The following is a 20,294-nucleotide window of genomic DNA, read 5'->3' as shown; positions in this document are numbered from 1 at the left end:
TTTGATATTTGAGTTCATTTACTTCGTTAAATAACCAAATAAACCAAAACAACTATGATAACACCGATAACCAAAACGGTAGGGAAGGGGTTACTTTTATTTTCGTTGATGAGCATGTCTGCACCAGTGTTGCTTGCCCAATCGCAAATAAAGATATTCGGAAAAGTAAGCTCCTCAACAGGCGAGCCTCTTGCGGGGGTTACTGTACAGATAAAGGGGGTGAAAAACGGCACTGTAACCGATGGGGCCGGCAATTATCAGATTCTTGCGCGAGACATTGATGTCCTGATATTCTCGCTGGTAGGCAAAGAGAAGGCTGAAGTCCAGGTCAATAAGAAAGATCACATTAATCTCGTTCTCCAGGAGTCCAGTAGCCTGATTGATGAAGTGGTGGTTGTAGGCTATGGTACCCAGAAAAAAAGTAATTTAACCGGTGCTGTTGCTGCCGTCGATGGAAAGGTGCTTAACAAACGTATCGCTACAAATCCAACGCAATTACTTCAAGGCCGCATGCCCGGCCTTCGTGTTACGCAAGGATCAGGAGAAGCAGGGAATGAAAATGTGAATCTCCAGGTTCGCGGATTGGGGTCGTATGGGGCTTCTTCCGCTCCACTGGTTATCGTAGATGGTATCCCCGGGAGTTTGGAAAATTTAAATCCTCAAGCAATCGAGAATATCACCGTATTGAAAGATGCTGCCTCAGCCGCTATCTATGGGGCAAGAGCAGCGAATGGTGTTATTCTGGTAACGACAAAACAGGGTAAAGCTGGAAAAACACAACTGAGCTACGATTATAATGTCGGAATTACCAAAGCCTCAGCTCTTCCAGACCTCGTGTATAATTCCGTTGATTACATGAACCTATATAATCAGGCAAATAAAAACTCCGGTGTCACAAATCCAAATGCTTCTTTTAGCCAGGAGATGATTGATGCCTACAAAAATGCAACAGATAAAAAATTATATCCCGATTTTAACTGGTTGGATGCTGTCTTTAGAACAGTCCCGGTACAGACGCACAATTTAAGCTTAAGCGGTGGTGCCGGAGGAACAAATTACAACGTCATACTGGGCTACGTCAATCAGCCTGATATTATGATCGGGACTTCTTTTAAAAAGTATAATCTACAGCTTAACCTAGGCTCTAAAATCAATGAACGGATAAGTTTTGGTTCAAGCATTACCTTGAATTATGGCGATCGGAAATACCCTAGAAATGGTAGTGAAGATCAGTTTTTGTCTACCATTAGTCAATCACCACTTTATGGACCTGTATTACCAGATGGTAGTGGTCGTTATACGTCCAGGGCATATCCTTTTCAGTCCCCAAATAAAAACCCTGTTGCAGTTGCTGAAAATGCATTTACAAGACTGAACAATTATTTTATGCAAGGCAATATTTTTTTAAATGTGAAAATATTGGATGGGCTGGATTGGAAGACTAGCGGCGGGTTGACCTATGGCTTTACAAAAAACTATACCAACAAACCTGTGATTAATCAATACATGTGGTTCGCCAAACCCGATGACCTACCCGCCAGACAGCTTGATGTAGGTGGTCAAGGATTAGAAGTAACGGACGACAACAATGTGTACCCGGTGGGCTATACACAACTGACTTACGATAAGTCTTTTGGAAATCATAACATGAAAGCGCTGGCAGGAACCCAGGCAGAATATAATAAAACACAAAAATTGTTCGGAAGTAGGTTGCAGTTTCCCAACAATGATTTGCTTGAGCTTGATGGTGGCGGAGCCGGTCAACAGTCTAATAACGGTGTAACCAATGAATGGTCATTAAGGTCTTACTATGGTCGATTAAACTACGACTACAAAGGCAAGTATCTACTCGAAGGTAATGCACGTTATGATGCGTCTTCACGTTTCCCTGAAAATAGAAAATGGGCATTTTTCCCTTCAATATCCGGAGGTTGGAAAGTTTCGGATGAGACCTTTTATGGGCCGAAATTGAAAGAAGTTGTTAATGAACTAAAATTAAGAGCCTCTATTGGAACACTGGGTAATCAGAATATTGGTAACTATCCTTATCAGATTGTTTACAATTCTTCTTTTGCTTATCCTTTTGATGAAACACTCCAACAGGGGGCTCGCCAGGTAGCCATGGCTAATGACAGGATCAAATGGGAGAGTACCAAAGTCCTGGATTTCGGTGTGGACTTCGGGCTATGGAACAACAAATTGACCGCTTCTTTCGATTGGTATAACAAAGTAACATCAGATATTTTATCCGCATCTACGGCTTTCCCTTCTTATATTGGGCTGACTGCACCGACCGTAAACTATGGTGAATTGCGTAACAGAGGTATAGAGCTCGGTCTTCAGTACCGTGATAAAATTGGAGAGGTATCGCTGACCCTCAATGGAAATATTCAGGCCAATCGCAATAAGGTGATGAAATATGGAGCCGAACGTATCTCGGGCAATACCATTATCCGGGAAGGTTTACCTTATGGTAGTTTTTATCTTTTGGAGAACACGGGTATATTCCGTTCGAAGGAAGAGGTGGCAGCCTCTCCGGTGCAACAGATTCCGGCGCAACCGGGTTATCTGAAATTTGCCGATGTAAATGGCGATAAAGTTGTGGACAATAATGATCGTATTGTCGTGCCGGGCGCTTATCCAGATTTCGATTATTCCTTTAATGCGACGGCTGTTTGGAAGAATTTTGATTTTACAGCCTTTTTCTTCGGTTCTCAGGGACAAAAAATATTTGTAAGTGAGTGGGGAATAGTTCCTTTCAGGCAAGGTGGTACATTCACCCGCGACTGGATGGATGCTTGGACTCCAGAAAACCCCAATGCATCGCTTCCAATAGTCGGTGCTGAAAATACCCCTGCCGCAAATAACGTACGGACTGCGTCGACTTTCTTTTTAAAAGATGGATCGTTCTTGCGTCTTAAAAATATTCAGGTAGGCTATTCTATTCCACAGAGCACCTTGTCCAAAGCTGGTATTTCTGGCCTTCGCATCTATTTTGCGGCGGATAACCTGGTCACATTCTCCAAGTTCCCCGGTTTAGATCCCGAACGTGGCGTTTCATCAAGTGGTGGTGCAACATCAGGACGTTATGTGACTCATCCTCAGAATAAAGTATTCGCATTTGGAGCGAGCATCACATTCTAATCTAGTGGTAACTAAAAAAAATTAAAGATGAAAAATAGCGTAAAAAAAACATATCTATACCTAAGCTTAGCTGCCTTAGCTTCACTAGGTAGTTGTACAAAAGATTTTTTAAATAAAAACCCAACGGATAAAATTTCGGAATCAACCTTTTGGAAAACGCAGACTGATGCTGATTTGGCACTATCGGGCTGTTATGAATTTCTTTGCCGAGGATACAATTCGACGTCTTCATCCAATGCACGCGGTGGTTGGGGTGGAGCAAGTATGTTTTGGGATGGGCTTTCAGACGATGCCTTTGTGTCCAGTACCTCCAATAACTTCAATATTATTTCGCGATCTGGAATCTCCTCGACAACAGGCGGAATGCAATCTGAGGGGTATGAGATTTCGTATCAGGCCATTGCTGCATGTAATAAATTGATTGCCAATATTGACCGCATTACAAGCATGAGCCAGCAGGACCGTGACCGATATAAAGCAGAGGCTCGTTTTATCCGGGCCCATTACTACTTTTTGTTGACCAATCTGTACGGTGATGTGCCATTGACTTTAGAACCCCTAGGTATGGACGATGCGAGTATTCGGTTGGGTAGAACACCTAAAACCAACGTTATCGAAGCGATTTTAGCAGATTTAGATTACGCGAGTGAAAAACTGCCAAATACAGGATATAAGGGGCATGCTGTGAGGGGAGCTGCATTAGGCTACAAAACAAAGGTGTTGTTGACTTCAAAAAAATGGGCCGAGGCAGCGGCAACAGCGAAGATTGTTATGGATGAAAACAAGTTTTCGATCTATCAGGGTGGTTACCGTGATCTGTTCCGAAAACCTGGACAAAATAACAATCCCGAAATCATGTTCTCCGCTCGATTTTTACCGCCCAATATGTATAGCCCAGCAGATATGATGTATTCTTATCTGAAGACAATACAACCGTTGGGGTATCTGGTGGATTCTTATTATGCCATCGATGGAAAAGATATTAAGGAATCGACGGTTTACGATGCTAAAAATCCTTACGAAAATAGAGATCCACGGTTGAAGTCGACAATCATGTACCGCGGTGTATGGCGAGGTACCACTGCATCTTCAGCTTTTGATCCGGTTGCCGAAGGGGTTTTGGGTGGTTTTTTACCGAGAAAATATATCAACGAATCGAAATGGCCAACCAGTTACGCGACACAAAGTGATCAGGATTGGGTATTCTTACGTTATGCAGATATTTTATTGATGTACGCAGAAGCGAAAAATGAAAGTGCCGGGCCTGATCAGACAGCTGTAGACGCGTTGAATAAGGTAAGATCCAGGGCTGATGTGAAAATGCCGCTCTTAGAGTTTAGCGGTTCCTTGACAAAAAATGAATTCCGCGATATTATCCGTCATGAACGGAGGATTGAATTGGCTTTGGAAGGGCAACGTTATTTTGACTTGAAACGCTGGGGGATGATCAAAGAGGTGATGGATAAAACCAAGGATCCCGATGGAGCTTCACGGTTATTCATGGCCAGAGATACCTTATGGCCAGTGCCTCAATCTGAGGTAGATATGGCCAAAAGTTTAGGTAATGACAATTTTAAACAAACACCAGGTTTCTAAATGAGGAACTGTGAAAAATTAAGGTATGAAAGCTATATATAAAATGTTGCTGGCACTTGTCCTCATCATGGGAATGAGTAAGGGATTATTGTATGCGCAAGTAAATCGCTTGCCCGATAGTGTACGCATGAAATGGTGGGAAGAAGCCCGGTTTGGCATGTTTATCCATTGGGGAGTATATGCGCAGTTTGGCGGCGTTTATAAGGGGCACGAACAGGCACGTGGTGGAGCAGAATGGATTATGAACCGCTCTAAAATTCCGGTTGATGAATATCAGGCGATGGCAAAGCAATTTAACCCCACGCAGTATAATGCAGACGAATGGGTACGCATGGCGAAAGATGCCGGGATGAAATATTTGATTATCACGGCCAAACACCACGATGGTTTTGCGCTCTTTGAAACAAAAGCGAGTAAGTGGAATATGGTGGATGCGACGCCTTACGGTAAAGATGTTTTGAAACCTTTGGCCGAAGCCTGCCGAAAATATGGCCTGAAACTTGGCTTTTATTACTCACAGGCGCAGGATTGGAATAACCCCGGTGGATCGGCTGCTCGTAAATTAATGCGAGAAGGCTGGCCTAATCCAGATTCAACCCGCATAGATGATTACACACTAGCACATCATGGCCATTGGGATCCCAAACAAGAAACGGCGAGTTTTAGTGACTATATCAAAAACGTATCTGTGCCTCAGGTCAAAGAATTGTTGAGTAACTATGGGGATATTGCTGTGCTATGGTGGGATACACCAACCAATATGACCGACGAAGCCGCAAATATGCTTCAGGACCAATTGGCATTACAACCCAATATTATCACAAATGATCGATTGAAACGGCCTAATTTCCCCGGCGATACCAAAACGCCGGAGCAAAAAATTCCAGATTGGAGTGAACTCGAAGGCAAACATTGGGAAACCTGTATGACCATGAATGGCACTTGGGGCTACCGCACATCAGATCATAAATGGAAGTCTGCCGAAACCTTGATCCGCAATCTCGTTGATATTGCTTCCAAAGGTGGAAATTACTTGTTGAACGTTGGTCCAAAACCCGATGGATCCTTTCCACAGGAGAGTATAGAACGTTTGGCTGTTATTGGCAAATGGATGAAAGCCAATAGTGAAGCAGTCTACGCGACCAAGAGTAGTCCTTTACAGCCATTTGAATGGGGGAGATGTACCATGAAGGAAGATGGAAAGCGGACTTATTTGTATGTCTCTGTATTTGACTGGCCAAAAAATGGCATAGTTGAACTTCCGATTGAAAATAAAGTTTTAAAAGCTAGTCTTTTAGCCAATAATCAAGTGTTAAAGGTAAAATCGAATGCCAATGGTATTCAGATTGCCGTGCCTGAGCAGGCCATTGATGCTGTTGCTACAGTGATTAAGATCGAAGTGGCTGGCAAATTTAAGCGCGAAAAAGGGGCCGGAGCAAAAAACATGAAAACTGGAGCTTTGGACGAGTAAGGCCGATAAGATGAAAAGCAGATACTAAAATAGCATAATGAAGAAAAGTAGATTGAATAAAATAATTGCGTTGTTGTTGACTTTTGGAGTTGCTCAACTCCACGCTCAGGAAGTTAAGCGGATTGATCAAGGCTGGGATTTCTTAAAGAGCGATCTGGGGGGAATCTGGGAAGCTGTAAGACCGGTGGGAGCCGGTAATCCCGAGTCTGTTCCACTTTGGGAGCAGATAAATCTGCCGCACTGTTATAATGCGCTGGACGCTGTTGATCCAGCTATAAATTATTATCAGGGGCCAAGCTGGTACAGAAAATCGCTGGAGATCGATAACCCCTATTTAAATGGTCACACCCTTCTTCATTTTGAAGGAGCCGGACAAAAGACAGCTGTTTATATCCATACAAATAAAGTTGGGGAGCACGTTGGCGGATACGACGAATGGACTGTGGACATTACAGATGCCGTTGAAAAGTTTAAAAAAACAGCCGCTTTTAAAAAACAGTTTAAGGGCAAAATACCGCTTTCAATTCGTGTGGATAATTCACGTGATCTCGAAATGATCCCTTCTGATCTGTCTGATTTTAACGTCTATGGAGGTATTTACAGACATCTAAACCTGAAATATGTTCCGCAGACAGCTTTGGAGCGTGTGTTTGTTGAGGCGTCAGTAGGGGCCGATGGTAAGCAGGGAGTGGTCAACGTCCGCGGACGGTTGATGCCATTTTCGGCTCAGACAAATTTTGAAGTCGAAACGCAGCTCTATGACCCCGCTGGAAAAATCGTGCAAACCCAGCAACCACAGGTAAATAGGGGGACGTTGAATCTTGAATTTGGACAATTCCTGGTCAAGAAGCCACAGCTTTGGAGTCCTGATCAACCGGCTTTATACCGTTTAGTTACGACAATCAAAAGCAATGGACAAGTATTTAAAGAAGAGAGTGTCTTTGGCTTTAGACATGTAGCGTTTAAAGAAAAAGGTCCTTTTCTGCTGAACGGGAAAAGGCTTTTGCTTCGTGGTACCCATCGTCATGAAGACCATGCCGGCGTTGCTGCAGCAATGACTGACGATCAGATTCTACAAGAGATGACCCTGATGAAAGAGATGGGCGTAAACTTTATACGCTTGGGACATTATCAGCAGAGTCGTAAAGTGCTTGAGGCCTGTGATAGTCTGGGCATTTTGGTTTGGGAAGAGATTCCATGGTGCAGAGGTGGATTAGGTGGTGAGGTCTATCAACTTCAGGGAAAACGGATGTTAACCCATATGATTGAACAGCATTATAATCATCCATCGGTCATTATCTGGGGGCTTGGTAATGAAAATGATTGGCCTGGTGATTTTACGGAGTTTGATCAGGCAAAGATAAGGGCTTATATGAGTGAACTCAATGATTTAGCTCATCAATTGGACCCGAGTCGGAAAACAGCAATACGACGTTGTGATTTCTGTAAAGATATTGTTGATGTTTATTCGCCCTCCATTTGGGCGGGTTGGTATAGAGGTGTTTATACCGACTATAAAACAGCGTCCGAAGAAGAAATGAAAAAGGTAAAACATTTCCTTCATGTGGAGTGGGGCGGGGATAGTCATGCAAGACGACATGCAGAAGACCCTGATCGCGCTTTAACTAAAATCAAAGGTGATGGCACAACAGATGAACGGGCAGGCGATGCGTCGCTCATTGGTGGTGCAGCACGGGTTTCTAAAGATGGCGATTGGAGTGAAAGCTACATCTGTAATCTCATCGATTGGCACTTAAAGGAACAAGAAACAATGCCTTGGCTCACGGGAACAGCCTATTGGCCATTTAAAGATTTTTCAACTCCGGTCCGGCCAGACAATCCTGTGCCTTATGTCAATCAGAAGGGTGTTGTTGAACGGGATTTTACCAAAAAAGAATCGTACTACGTATTCCAGTCGTATTGGACAGCGAAACCAATGCTGCATATTTATGGCCATACTTGGCCGATCCGTTGGGGTGAAAAAGAGGAGTCGAAAATGATAAAGGTATATTCCAATGCCAGTGAGGTTGAGCTTTTTGTCAATGGAGAAAGTCAAGGATTAAAGAAAAGGAATAGCCAAGATTTTCCAGCGGCAGGTTTGCGCTGGATGGTGAAACTGAACGAAGGAAACAATCAGATTAAAGCTGTCGCGAAAAACGGACGGGAAATTCTAGTGGATGAAATTGAACAGCAGTATCAGACAAAAAAATGGGGTAAACCTGCCAAATTACTTGTCGAACAGATTGCTGCGGAAGGCGAAGTAATCACTGTGCAAGCCCAAATTGTGGACGATACCAATACCCCCTGTCTCGATGCAAAGGACTGGATCTATTTTGGTTCAACCGGCGATGGTCAGTTGATCGTCGATCAAGGCACTTCTACGGGGTCGAAAAAAGTACAGGCCTACAATGGTCGTGCATTGATTAAACTTCGACTGCCTTCGGGAACAGCCGTGGTATCAGGCCGGATGGAAGGATCAAAGAGTACCTTGTTAACAATAGAAAAATAGTACAAGATGTTAAAAGCAACGAATCATTTGAACTTCTTTTTACTGCTTGGCCTCCTGGGGACGATTGCTCCATGCCGTGCACAAAGCAATTCGCCGCAGCTGAAGCTTTGGTATAATCAGCCGGCCTCACTGTGGGAAGAAGCACTGCCACTTGGAAATGGCACAACAGGAGCGATGGTCTTTGGAGGGCTAAGTAAAGATAGGTTTCAAATTAACGATAATACGCTGTGGTCGGGTGAACCCGATGCGGGCAATAATCCAAACGGCCCGCAGGTTTTACCCCAGGTGCGCCAAGCCATCTTTGCTGGAAAATATGAAGAGGCAGCAGTTCTTTGGAAGAAAATGCAAGGACCTTATTCTGCTCGGTATCTACCCATGGGCGATTTATGGTTGGACTTTCATCAGGACGAAAAAAAGGTCAAAGATTATAAACGGGAGCTGGATCTTGAACGAGCGATCAATCAGGTGAGTTATTCGTATCAAGGTGTTCGATACCAAAGGGAAAGTTTTGTCAGCTTTCCGGATAAAGCATTGGTGGTTCGATTGAAAGCGGACAAGAAAAAATCAATTACCTTGGATCTTTCCTTGACCAGTAAGCTCCGATATAGCGTTTCGATCCAAGGTGATAATCAACTGACCCTTCAGGGTAAGGCGCCGAGTTTTGTCGCCAATAGGGATTATGAACCTCAACAGGTGCTGTACGATAGTGTTGGCGGAAAAGGGATGACCTTTGCGATGCAGGTCAGTGTAAAAACTACCGGTGGTGTAGTGAAAAAAGAGCAGGATAAGCTTAAAATTATAGGCGCTGATGAGGTGATTTTATTTTTGACAGAAGCGACAAGCTTTAACGGTTTTGATAAGTCTCCGAGTCAGGAAGGTAAAGATGCCACGCTGCTCGCAAAAAAACGCATGAATACGGTCTCCAAAAAGAATTTTCATACCTTACTTGCAAACCATCAAAGGGATTATCAAAGGCTATTCAATCGTGTAGCCTTTGCGCTGACCGGTACTTCTGCACATGATAAATTACCTACAGACCAGCGTGTCATGCAGTTTTCCAAAGGACCGGCCGATTTGGGACTTCTGACGCTGTATTATCATTTTGGACGCTACTTATTGATTGCCAGTTCCAGACAAGGAGGAAGGCCTGCAAATTTACAGGGGATCTGGAATGATCATGTGCAGCCACCGTGGGGAAGTAATTATACGACCAATATCAATACAGAAATGAATTATTGGCTTGCGGAAAATACCAATCTTGCAGAATGTCATCAGCCTTTGTTTGATTTTATGGATGAGCTGGCGATCAACGGGGCTAAAACAGCATCGGTAAATTATCATATCGATAAGGGCTGGGTTCTGCATCATAATTCCGATCTATGGGCCAAAACTTCCCCTCCGGGCGGATATGATTGGGACCCCAAAGGAATGCCACGCTGGTCGGCATGGCCTATGGCAGGTGCCTGGTTAAGCACACATCTATGGGAACACTATCGTTTTACGGGTGACAAAACTTTCTTGAAGGAGAAGGCCTACCCATTGATGAAAGGGGCGGCCCAATTTATGCTGCAATGGCTGATTGCTGATCCTGGAAGTAAATATCTCGTGACCAATCCTTCCACTTCACCTGAAAATACAATTAAAATAGCAGGTAAAGAATATCAATTGACTATGGCCTCTACCATGGATATGGCGATCATTCGTGAGCTTTTTACAGCTGTTATTCGTTCATGTACGATATTGGGTATTGATCCTGAATTTAAATCGGCTCTAGAAGAAGCGAAGGAAAAGCTTTATCCCTATCAGGTGGGCCAATATGGACAATTACAAGAGTGGTTTAAAGATTGGGATGATCCAAAAGATCAGCATCGGCATATTTCTCACTTATTTGGTTTATACCCGGGCAATCAGATCAACCTTGCGGAAAACAAGGCTTTGGCTGCGGCCGCCAAGCGTTCATTGCTTTTGAGGGGCGATGTCAGTACCGGCTGGTCGATGGCCTGGAAGACAAATTGGTGGGCGAGGCTTCAGGATGGAAATCATGCCTATAAAATCCTCAAGGATGCCTTAAATTTTATCGATCCTAAATTGGATCGTGCTCAGATGAGCGGTGGTGGAGCTTATCCGAATTTATTTGATGCACACCCACCTTTTCAAATTGACGGTAATTTTGGTGCTACGGCCGGAATGACTGAAATGTTGCTGCAAAGTCACGATGGTGCTGTTCATTTATTGCCGGCTCTACCTGATGAATGGTCTGCTGGGACGATTAAAGGAATTAAGGCCAGGGGAAACTTTACCGTAGACATTGCCTGGAAAAATAACGTATTGACCGAAGCAATGATCGTATCCAATATTGGAGGTGTTTGTCGTTTGCGTACACCTTTACCCGTTAAAGTTGTCGGCTTCGAATCAAATCAGGCAGCTGTCACAGACAACACGCTATTATATAAACCGGAACAACTACCGTATACGATCGCTGATCCGTCCAAATTGCCATCGTTAGCAGCTACGAAAACGTTCGAAGTTCAATTTGAGACGATAAAAGGTAAACGGTATCGTATTGTTCCGCTATAAATCAAAATCCAGGAAAAATGAAATCAAAATCAATTGTTCGCATCATGGGCTGTCTTCTTGGGATCGCAATTTCCCCCTTATTTTTGAAGGCAAAAATTAAGAAAGGTGTTTTTGAGCAGGAGATCATCCAGACACTGCGTCCTGTTATCCTAAAGCAGTCCAAATGGGCGATGAAGCAGAAGCCATTGACTGTCACAGCATATAGCGCGGTCCGGAGTGCCGGGGGTATTCATGATTTTTATTCTGAAGGCGATTATTGGTGGCCCGATCCCAAAGATCCAGCTGCACCCTATATCCAACGGGATGGGATGACTAATCCGGCCAATTTCGTTGAACATCGTAAAGCAATGATCCGCTTCAGCCGAATCGTGGGTGCACTGGCCTCAGCCTATCGTTTGAATCCGGATAAAAAATATGTACAGCAGGCACTTCGTCATTTAAAGGCTTGGTTCGTTGATGCAGAAACGATGATGAATCCGAATCTTCTTTATGCACAGGCTATACAAGGGCGTTTTACAGGGCGCGGAATAGGTATTATTGATACCATTCATCTGATGGAAGTTGCACAGGGCGTAAAGATATTTGAAAATGACCCCAATTTTCCACAGGCAGCCAAGGATGCCATACATCGTTGGTTTGCGGCTTATTTACGCTGGCTTACAACGCATCAATATGGAATCGATGAAATGAATGCCGCCAACAACCATGGTACATGTTGGGTGATGCAGGTAGCCGCATTTTCGAGTTTAGTGCAAGATACTGTATTACTCAATACATGTGCAGATCGTTATGCGCATGTGCTGCTGCCGAATCAAATGGAAGCTAATGGAAGCTTCCCGAGAGAATTGCAGCGGACAAAACCTTATGGATACGCGTTGTTTAATCTGGATGCGATGACCATGATCTGCCAGATTTTGTCCAAGACCAATACCCCCCTTTGGCAGTATACATTGTCTGATGGGCGGACCATAAAAACGGGGATTGATTTTATGGTCCCCTATATTGCAGCTAAAGAAAAATGGCCTTATCAGAAAGATGTCATGTATTGGGATCAATGGCCAATTGCACATCCGGCACTTGTCTTTTCGGCAGTGGCTTTCCAGAATAAAGACTATCTGCAGCTTTGGGAGAAGCTTGATCATGCACCCGAACAAGAAGAGGTTATTCGAAATTTACCCATTCGAAACCCAATTATATGGCTTTGATTTTCCTAGCCCCCTTATAAAATAACTTAACCATTTCACCTTAAAAACCTACAGATAACATGAATGTTAATGCGACGTCTTTGCGAAGATATACCCTCTTTTTGCGCTTTCGAAATTTAAAAAGGTCATCTATTGCCAAAGCACTCTTTTTGACTGGAATTTTGTGTGCTTTTCAACATGTTGAGGCACAGGGCACAAAGCAGCTGCAAAAAGCTTGGGGGCTCGCAGATCAACAAGCCCAGCTACTTTATAAAGAATTGCAGCTCTTGAAAAAAAGTGATTCATCCTTGGTATCGCCACGTACGCTTTCCTCAGATAACGAACTTGTTGCCGTGAAAAGGGGGGACTGGACCAGTGGTTTTTTTCCTGGCGTCCTGTGGTATCTCTACGAAAAATCGGGAAAACAAAAATGGAGAGATCTTGCTTCAGAAACGACAAGGTCGATCGAAGCGGAGCAATTTAATGGAAAGACCCATGATATGGGCTTTAAGATCTACTGTAGTGTAGGAAACGGTTATCGGTTAACCGCAAATCCACAATACCGGGAGGTGCTTGTTCAGGCCGCTAAAACGCTGGCAACCCGCTTCAATCCGACAGTCGGCTGTATACGTTCGTGGGATCACAATAGCCATCGCTGGGATTTTCCGGTCATCATCGATAATATGCTCAATCTAGAATTGCTGTTTGAAGCAACCAAACTCACTGGAGATTCTACTTATTATCATATTGCGGTGAGCCACGCCAATACAACGCTAAAAAATCATTTTAGGCCAGATTACAGCACCTATCATGTAATAGACTACAATCCGAAAACAGGAGCTGTGCAGCATAAAAACACCCATCAGGGCTTAAGTGATGAATCGACATGGTCGCGAGGTGAAGCCTGGGCACTGTATGGCTATACAATGTGTTACAGAGAAACAGGAGATGCGAAATATCTGCAGCAAGCCGAAAAAGTTGCGCAGTGGCTGTTTGCACATCCCAATATGCCGAAAGACTTGATCCCTTACTGGGATTTCGATGCACCTCATATTCCAAATGAACCACGGGATGTGTCGGCAGCGACAGTCATAGCGTCGGGGCTGTTGGAATTAAGCACCTATAGCAACCAAGGGAAAGATTATCGTGCAAAAGCACAGACCATATTGGCGAACCTGATAGACAATTACATGTCGCCGCCAAATAAAAGTAAAGGTTTTATATTATTACACAGTACAGGATCGAAACCTTCCAATACTGAAGTGGATAAACCCTTGAGTTATGCAGATTATTACTTTTTGGAAGCACTGCATCGGCAAGAAGATCTACAGTCCGGAAAAGTTCAATCGGATCTGGTCCGGAAAAATCCAGCGGGACAACTGATCTATTTTCCAGATGCACAGGGAAACGTAATCCCCGACTTTAGCCATGTGGGCTATCATCAAGGTGATCAAAAGCTGCCCAATGTTCCTGTTGTGATTACTGTAAAACCCAGCGTAAATGGCGATGATCAACAAATTATACAACAAGCCATCGATGCTGTATCTGCAAAACCACTTGATAAAAATGGTTTTAGAGGTGCTATTTTGTTAAAAAAAGGCCTGTACAATATACCTGGAAGCCTGGAAATTCATGCCAGCGGTGTCGTGTTGAGAGGGGAGGGTGATGCAATAGGGCAAACCCTGCTTAAAGCCACAAGCCAGGACCAACGCAGCTTATTGAAGATTTCGGGTACGGGCAGCTATTCAGTGGACCAAGCTAGAAAACAGTTTGTTAAGAATGGATATGGACCTGTAGGGGCTAAATATGTCCTAATCGATCATGCGAAGGAAAGGAAAGTGGGCGAGCACGTACTGCTCTCGTATGAGATGAACGACGCCTGGATCGAAGCGCTTCGAATGAACCAAATTGAAAAAAGAGAAGGGACGAAACAATGGACAGCGCAGGAATATAAGCTAAATTTTGAACGTACTATTTTGGCCATTAAAGGTGACTCCGTATTTTTTGATAATCCCTTGGTGATGGCGATTGATCCGAGGTATGGAAAAGTGGCTGTCATTCCTTACACCTTTGACGGACGTATAAGTGAAGTTGGAATCGAAAATATACGTTTCGAATCCGATTTTGTAAGTGATGAAGACGAAAACCACGGCTGGATTGCAATTGATATGGATAAAATAGCGAATGGTTGGGTGCGCAATATCACCGCACGTTATTTTGGCTATGCAGCGGTGAGCCTTGGCGCTTTTGCCAAACAGATTACAGTAATGAAGTCGCGGTGTCTGGATGGAAAATCTCAAATTACAGGTGGCCGAAGGTATTCATTCAATAATGACGGTCAGCTTAATTTATTTAAAGAACTTTATACCACGGAAGGACGCCATGATTACGTAACAGGGGCTAGGACCCTCGGTCCAAACGTTTTTAGCCTTTCTAGCGCGGAGCGAACACATGCGGATATCGGTCCACATCATCGATGGGCTGTTGGCACCTTATACGATCAAATCGTAACGGATGGTGAAATTAATGTTCAAGACCGGGGTAACTGGGGAAGTGGACATGGCTGGGCCGGGGTGACACAAGTCTTATGGAATTGTACGGTCAAAAGTGCTGCAGTACAACAGCCCTGGGCTTCCGGACAAAATTTTGCCATAGGAGTAAAGGGAGAAAAAGTTGCTGGAAGATTGAAAAATAGAAATGCTGGTTACTGGGAAAATCAAAACAGCATAATGTCGATCAGCTCACTTTATGAGCAACAATTAAAAGATCGATTAAAGTGATTCTTGTTCGTGTTTATTCAATGGAATGATTATTTTTATCATCCATTTCAATTATATACCTTATGATGCCATTACGTGTTTTTATGCGCTGTTTTTGCTGTGCGTTAGCTTTAATTTCTGTTTTGCATGCGCAGGAAAAAAACTATCGTTTTTTACACTTGGATGTCAACGAAGGTTTGTCTCAAGGCAGCGTTTTCGCTATAGCCCAAGATCATTTGGGTTTTATGTGGATCGGTACCCGTGATGGCTTAAATAAATACGACGCCCGAAAGTTTACGATTTATCGCAGTAATCCGCAAGATAGCCTTTCCTTAGAGCACAACTTTATTCAAGCAATTACGGAAGATAACAAAAGGCGGCTTTGGATAGGGACAATGACAGGTTTGAATTTATACAATCGAGAATCAGACAATTTTATCCGTATACCATTACCTACGGTAGAGAGTAGCAGTGGGAAAATGGATGTCAACGTTCACCAGATTTTTCAGGATTCCAATGGAAAGATTTGGATTGCGACAAATATAGGCTTGTATAAGATTAAAGAAGGCCGGCATCCTGAAGCGGAATTGGTCTTCAATGAGATTACCGTTGAAAGAAGCCAGGGAAAAGAATACTATCGTAATTTTCGAACCATGTATGAGGATCGCCGCAAGCGATTATGGTTTTGTACTGATGATGCCATTGTACTCATGCAAGCCGCATCGAAAGATGGAAATAGCTTAAAGGTGCTAAGGACTTACTTCAAAGAGAAATCGGTAGATAATAAGATTAATCAACGGTTTCAGGCGGTTTTGGAGGTTAGTCCAGGTATATTTTGGGTAGGTACAAAATATAATGGTATTCGGATTATCAATGAGAATACAGACCAAATATCCTCGTTAACCGAAGAGGGAAATCATACAGGTTTGGCCAATCAAGATGTGCGGTCCTTAAAAAAAACAGATGATGGAAAGATTTGGATTGGAACATTCAATGGCCTATATGTTTATCAAAACGGAAAATTGCTTTTTATCCAGGCAGACGATGGAAATCCCAATAGCTTAAGCAATAATTCCATTCGCCCTATATTTCAAGATAAGCGGGGGTCTATTTGGATTGGAACCTATTTTGGAGGGGTTAATATTTATGACAAGGATATTCCTAATTTTCAGAATTTTACCCATCAATCTAAGCGCAATAGCCTAAGTTACAATGTGGTGAGTGCATTTGTTGAAAATGCTATGGGAGAACTTATGATTGGAACTGAGGGGGGCGGACTGAATTATTTTAATCGGCATACGAATTCGTTTTATAGTGAACGTCACGATAAAAATAACCTGAATGGATTAAGTCATAATAATGTGAAGTCTATCTGTTTGGATAGGGAAGGGAATTTATGGGTGGGTACTTATGATGGTGGGTTGAATTTAAGGCGAAAGGGGCAGCAAGGCTATGAACATTTTCGTTTCGATCCCAATGTAAGTAATGGCCTGGCAAATAATAATGTGTATGCGATCTTAGAGGATCGTAATGGCGATATTTGGATTGGTACTTTCGGCGGAGGACTACAGGTACTTCGTAAAAACCAGAAAGCAGGAACTTTCCAGACATTTGATGTTGCCAGAAAGCAGTTGAGTTCCAATATGGTGCGCACTTTACTAGAGGATTCAAAAGGTAATCTTTGGATTGGTACTTCAAATGGTTTAAATCTAAAATTAGCGGGGACCAATAAATTTGTTTCCTTTCTAAATGACAAGAAAGATTCCCTTTCAATTAGCGGAAATGATATTGTGAGTATCCATGAAGATCGGAAAGGACATATTTGGATCGGTACGTATATGGGCGGGCTGAATCTTTATCTTCCAGAGAAGAAAGCGTTCAAAAGGTTTAATGAGCGAAACGGATTACCGATCAACAATGTTTTTGCTATTCTAAGTGATCTGAAAAACAAATTGTGGTTGAGCACAAATACGGGGATTTCTTGTTTCGATCCCCTATCTGGTCATGTGCGAACCTATACGAAGATCGATGGTCTCCCTGGTAACGAATATATTCAAAATGCAGCAGCAATGTTGCGGGATGGAAAACTTGCCTTTGGAAGCTTCTCGGGCTTCACCCTATTTAATCCGGATAGTTTAAGTGTCAATAATTACATTCCCCCCATTCAGTTTACGGAGTTGAAATTATTCAATAAAACAGTTCTTCCGGGCCTCGATGGTGTTATCCCTAAAGATATATCCATGATGGATGAATTAACTCTTGATCACAATCAAAATGTTTTTAGTTTGGAATTCAGTGTATTGAATTATGTTCATCCGGAGAAAAATCAATATGCTTATTATCTAAAAGGCTTTGACCAAGACTGGAATTATGTGAGCAATCCCGTGGCTACTTATACCAATTTAGACCCCGGTACTTACGAGCTTTGGGTAAAAGGGGCCAACAACGACGGGGTATGGAACGAAAAGGCAACGGTTTTGAAGATTAAAGTGCTGCCAGCGCCATGGAGGACATGGTGGGCTTATAGCGGCTATTTTCTTCTTTTTGCTGCGGCCAGTTTTTTGGTTATCCGATTTTTCCACGGTAGAAACAAACTGAAACAAGACCTTTTGATTCGGCAAATAGATTCGGAAAAACAGGAGGAGCTTCATGAAGCAAAACTGAATTTCTTTACCAATATCTCCCATGAATTCCGTACGCCATTGTCATTAATTATTGGACCGTTAAATCAATTAAAAGACGATCGTTCGCTTTCAGCATATGCCCAGGAACACCTTGGTTATGCAACAAGAAATGCGGATCGCTTGATGAATCTGGTTAATCAGCTGCTTGATTTCAGAAAACATGAAGGCGGAAAGATGAAATTGTTTTGCCAAAAGGTTCATGTTGCTGCGTATTTGGAAAACATTCGCCAGAATTTTTACTTTATTGCCGAGAAAAATAATATTCAGTTTTTCCTGGATAATAAGGTAAGCCCTGATTATGTTGGAGGTTTTGATCCGGAGCAATTTGAAAAAGTCCTTGTCAATTTGATTTATAATGCGTTTAAATTTACGGACAAGGGGGGTAAAATAAAGATACAGGTTGAGCTAGAAGGGGAAGGCGAGTTGGAGAAATTGCTTGTTTCCGTTTGGGATTCTGGGCGTGGAATCCCAGCCAAAGATATACCTTTTGTATTTGAACAATTTTATCAGGCCAATGCAAAAGGCCTGTCGGCTACCAATGGCGGAATAGGTTTGGCACTTTGTCGTTCGATCATACATCTGCACGGCGGAAAGCTCACTGTTGAAAGTAATATGGCACAGGAGCCGGCAGACTTCAATACGGTATTTCGGATCAGCCTGCCACAGGGGAATGTCCGCATCGAAGAGCTCATGGCTTTGGACGGTACTGTAGCCACAGTATGCTCAGACCCTACAGATGCCGATATGCCACATGTGGATGCTATAAAAACAGAAATAGAGCCTTCTGTATCGGATGAAGATAAGCCAATCATACTTGTTGCCGAGGACAATGTGGAGCTTCGTTGTTTTCTATGTGAAAACTTACGAAAAAAATATATTGTTTTAGAAGCTAATGATGGTATTGAGGCGCTGGAATTGGTGCAAGCAAGACAGCCCGATATTATCATTTCAGATGTAACGATGCCCAACTGTGATGGAATCACACTTTTGCAGCAGATTAAAAACGATAGTAGTTCAAATCATATTCCTGTGATTCTTTTGACAGCTCGTACAGCTGATCCTTATATCACAGAGGCGTTTGAAATCGGTACAGATGATTACATTACCAAGCCCTTCAGCATGCCGCATCTCATTCAGAAAATTTCAAACATCATACAGACGCGGAAACGATTGGAGGAAAAATTTGTGCAGAATTATCTTCTTGGAGCACAGGGAACAGATCTGCCTGAAAGAACTCGTTTCTTGGATCAGGTATTGAAGGTTGTCGAAGAAAATCTGGGCTGTGAAGATTTTGGAGTGCAGGATCTTACAAAAGCCATCGGCGTGAGCCGCTCTGTTTTGTACCGCAAGATTAAGCAGCAAACAGGACTGAATTTGGTTGAATTTATTAATATGGTACGTCTTAAGAAAGCAGCCTATATTTTAGTGAACGATACTGGTTTGAGTATCAGTGAAGTGGCTTGTCAGGTCGGGTTCAATGATCCAAAGTATTTTAGCAAAACATTTAAGAAATTCTATAAGGAGAGCCCACGTACCTATGTTGAAAAATTCGGTATCAAGGAAAGCAGCAATTAAAAAATAAGCAAAGGTCTTCCTAATTTGGTAAGCATAAGCAGCCCTAAAAGCAGACCGAAGTTTTTTTTGCAGGCAAAAAAAAAGGTTTTCAAACGGGGAGAATGAAAACCTTCAATAACCAATTATAAACCTAAATTATGATGCTACAAATATAGTTGTTTTTAATACTATTTTAAAAATAATTCACCTTTTAAAAACTGTTTTGTGGCTGGTCAGCTACAGGCTGTTGTTGCGCTGTCGCTGGAAGAACCAGCGCATAGCTTATACGCTTTTGACCAGCTTATGAATAACGTATAAAATGGTCAATCCCAACAGCGCAAATATGCCATAACCTAATCCAATTTGAAACTGCGAAGAAGGGTTTACCAAGCTTACGGTGATGTAACTGAGTGAAGAAGTAAGGAGGTAGGTAATTCCGCCAACCAATCCACCGGCAATACCTGCCGACAATGGAAACCTACCTAGTCTCTCCTTAAACCATCTATAATTTACTGATTATTAGTATTTTGGGTTTAAAATAGCTTGTTTTTTATTGCAAGAATTTGTATCTTAGAGCTTTAAAACCTTGCAAATATGTTGGGGAAAAATCCAGAAAAGAAGCCAGAATTATTTCGCCCAATGTTGGTGGATTTTATTGACCACGAGCATGAACTTGTTCTACTTTCAGAAAAAATAGATTGGAATTATTTTGAGAAAGAATTTTCGTCCTTGTATTCCAAAGTGGGCAATCCGAGCCATCCGATTCGGTTTATGGTGGGTTGTTTGCTACTGAAACATTTGTATAATTTGGGCGAT

General features: G+C 42.7%; 10 protein-coding genes. 9 read left to right on the top strand and 1 reads right to left on the bottom strand.

The annotated features are described in order from the left end of the window. Positions 1-54 precede the first annotated feature (54 nt). The 8 genes from IQ31_RS19660 to IQ31_RS19625 all read left to right on the top strand — a co-directional run bounded on the left by IQ31_RS19660 (position 55) and on the right by IQ31_RS19625 (position 19,499). Positions 55-3,144 carry a SusC/RagA family TonB-linked outer membrane protein gene (locus IQ31_RS19660; RefSeq protein WP_244294542.1) on the top strand — a complete coding sequence of 1,030 codons (3,090 nt, stop codon included), beginning with the start codon at positions 55-57 and terminating at the stop codon, positions 3,142-3,144. A 27-nt stretch (positions 3,145-3,171) separates the two neighbouring features. After that, complete coding sequence (locus tag IQ31_RS19655) at positions 3,172-4,740, top strand: RagB/SusD family nutrient uptake outer membrane protein (RefSeq protein WP_145329469.1); 1,569 nt, start codon at positions 3,172-3,174, stop codon at positions 4,738-4,740. A gap of 25 nt (positions 4,741-4,765) precedes the next feature. Then, positions 4,766-6,211, top strand: a complete 1,446-nt coding sequence (locus IQ31_RS19650; protein ID WP_145329466.1) for an alpha-L-fucosidase — start codon at positions 4,766-4,768, stop codon at positions 6,209-6,211. Between the two features lie 37 nt (positions 6,212-6,248). Further along, positions 6,249-8,720, top strand: coding sequence for a glycoside hydrolase family 2 TIM barrel-domain containing protein (locus IQ31_RS19645; RefSeq protein WP_145329464.1), 2,472 nt, complete (start codon positions 6,249-6,251; stop codon positions 8,718-8,720). 6 nt (positions 8,721-8,726) lie between these two features. Beyond that, positions 8,727-11,297, top strand: a complete 2,571-nt coding sequence (locus tag IQ31_RS19640) for a glycoside hydrolase family 95 protein (RefSeq protein ID WP_145329461.1) — start codon at positions 8,727-8,729, stop codon at positions 11,295-11,297. A 17-nt stretch (positions 11,298-11,314) separates the two neighbouring features. Further along, entirely contained in the window at positions 11,315-12,502 is a 1,188-nt protein-coding gene (locus IQ31_RS19635; RefSeq protein WP_244294541.1) for an alginate lyase family protein, read from the top strand. Positions 12,503-12,561: 59 nt separating this feature from the next. After that, positions 12,562-15,261 (top strand): glycoside hydrolase family 88 protein, encoded by a 2,700-nt coding sequence (locus tag IQ31_RS28165; RefSeq protein ID WP_145329458.1) that lies wholly within the window; start codon positions 12,562-12,564, stop codon positions 15,259-15,261. A gap of 62 nt (positions 15,262-15,323) precedes the next feature. After that, positions 15,324-19,499, top strand: a complete 4,176-nt coding sequence (locus IQ31_RS19625; RefSeq protein ID WP_145329455.1) for a hybrid sensor histidine kinase/response regulator transcription factor — start codon at positions 15,324-15,326, stop codon at positions 19,497-19,499. A 261-nt stretch (positions 19,500-19,760) separates the two neighbouring features. On the opposite strand, the gene IQ31_RS19620 is transcribed toward IQ31_RS19625, so the two are convergent. Continuing rightward, positions 19,761-19,949 carry a hypothetical protein gene (locus IQ31_RS19620; protein WP_145329452.1) on the bottom strand — a complete coding sequence of 63 codons (189 nt, stop codon included), beginning with the start codon at positions 19,947-19,949 and terminating at the stop codon, positions 19,761-19,763. A gap of 123 nt (positions 19,950-20,072) precedes the next feature. On the opposite strand from IQ31_RS19620, the gene IQ31_RS19615 reads away from it, so the two are divergent. Next, on the top strand, positions 20,073-20,294 hold a 222-nt coding region (locus IQ31_RS19615; protein WP_483259537.1), incomplete at its 3' end, for a transposase.

It is taken from the genome of Sphingobacterium siyangense (assembly GCF_007830445.1).
In the GTDB taxonomy this organism is placed as follows: domain Bacteria; phylum Bacteroidota; class Bacteroidia; order Sphingobacteriales; family Sphingobacteriaceae; genus Sphingobacterium; species Sphingobacterium siyangense.
This window is presented reverse-complemented; position numbering and strand designations above follow the sequence as displayed.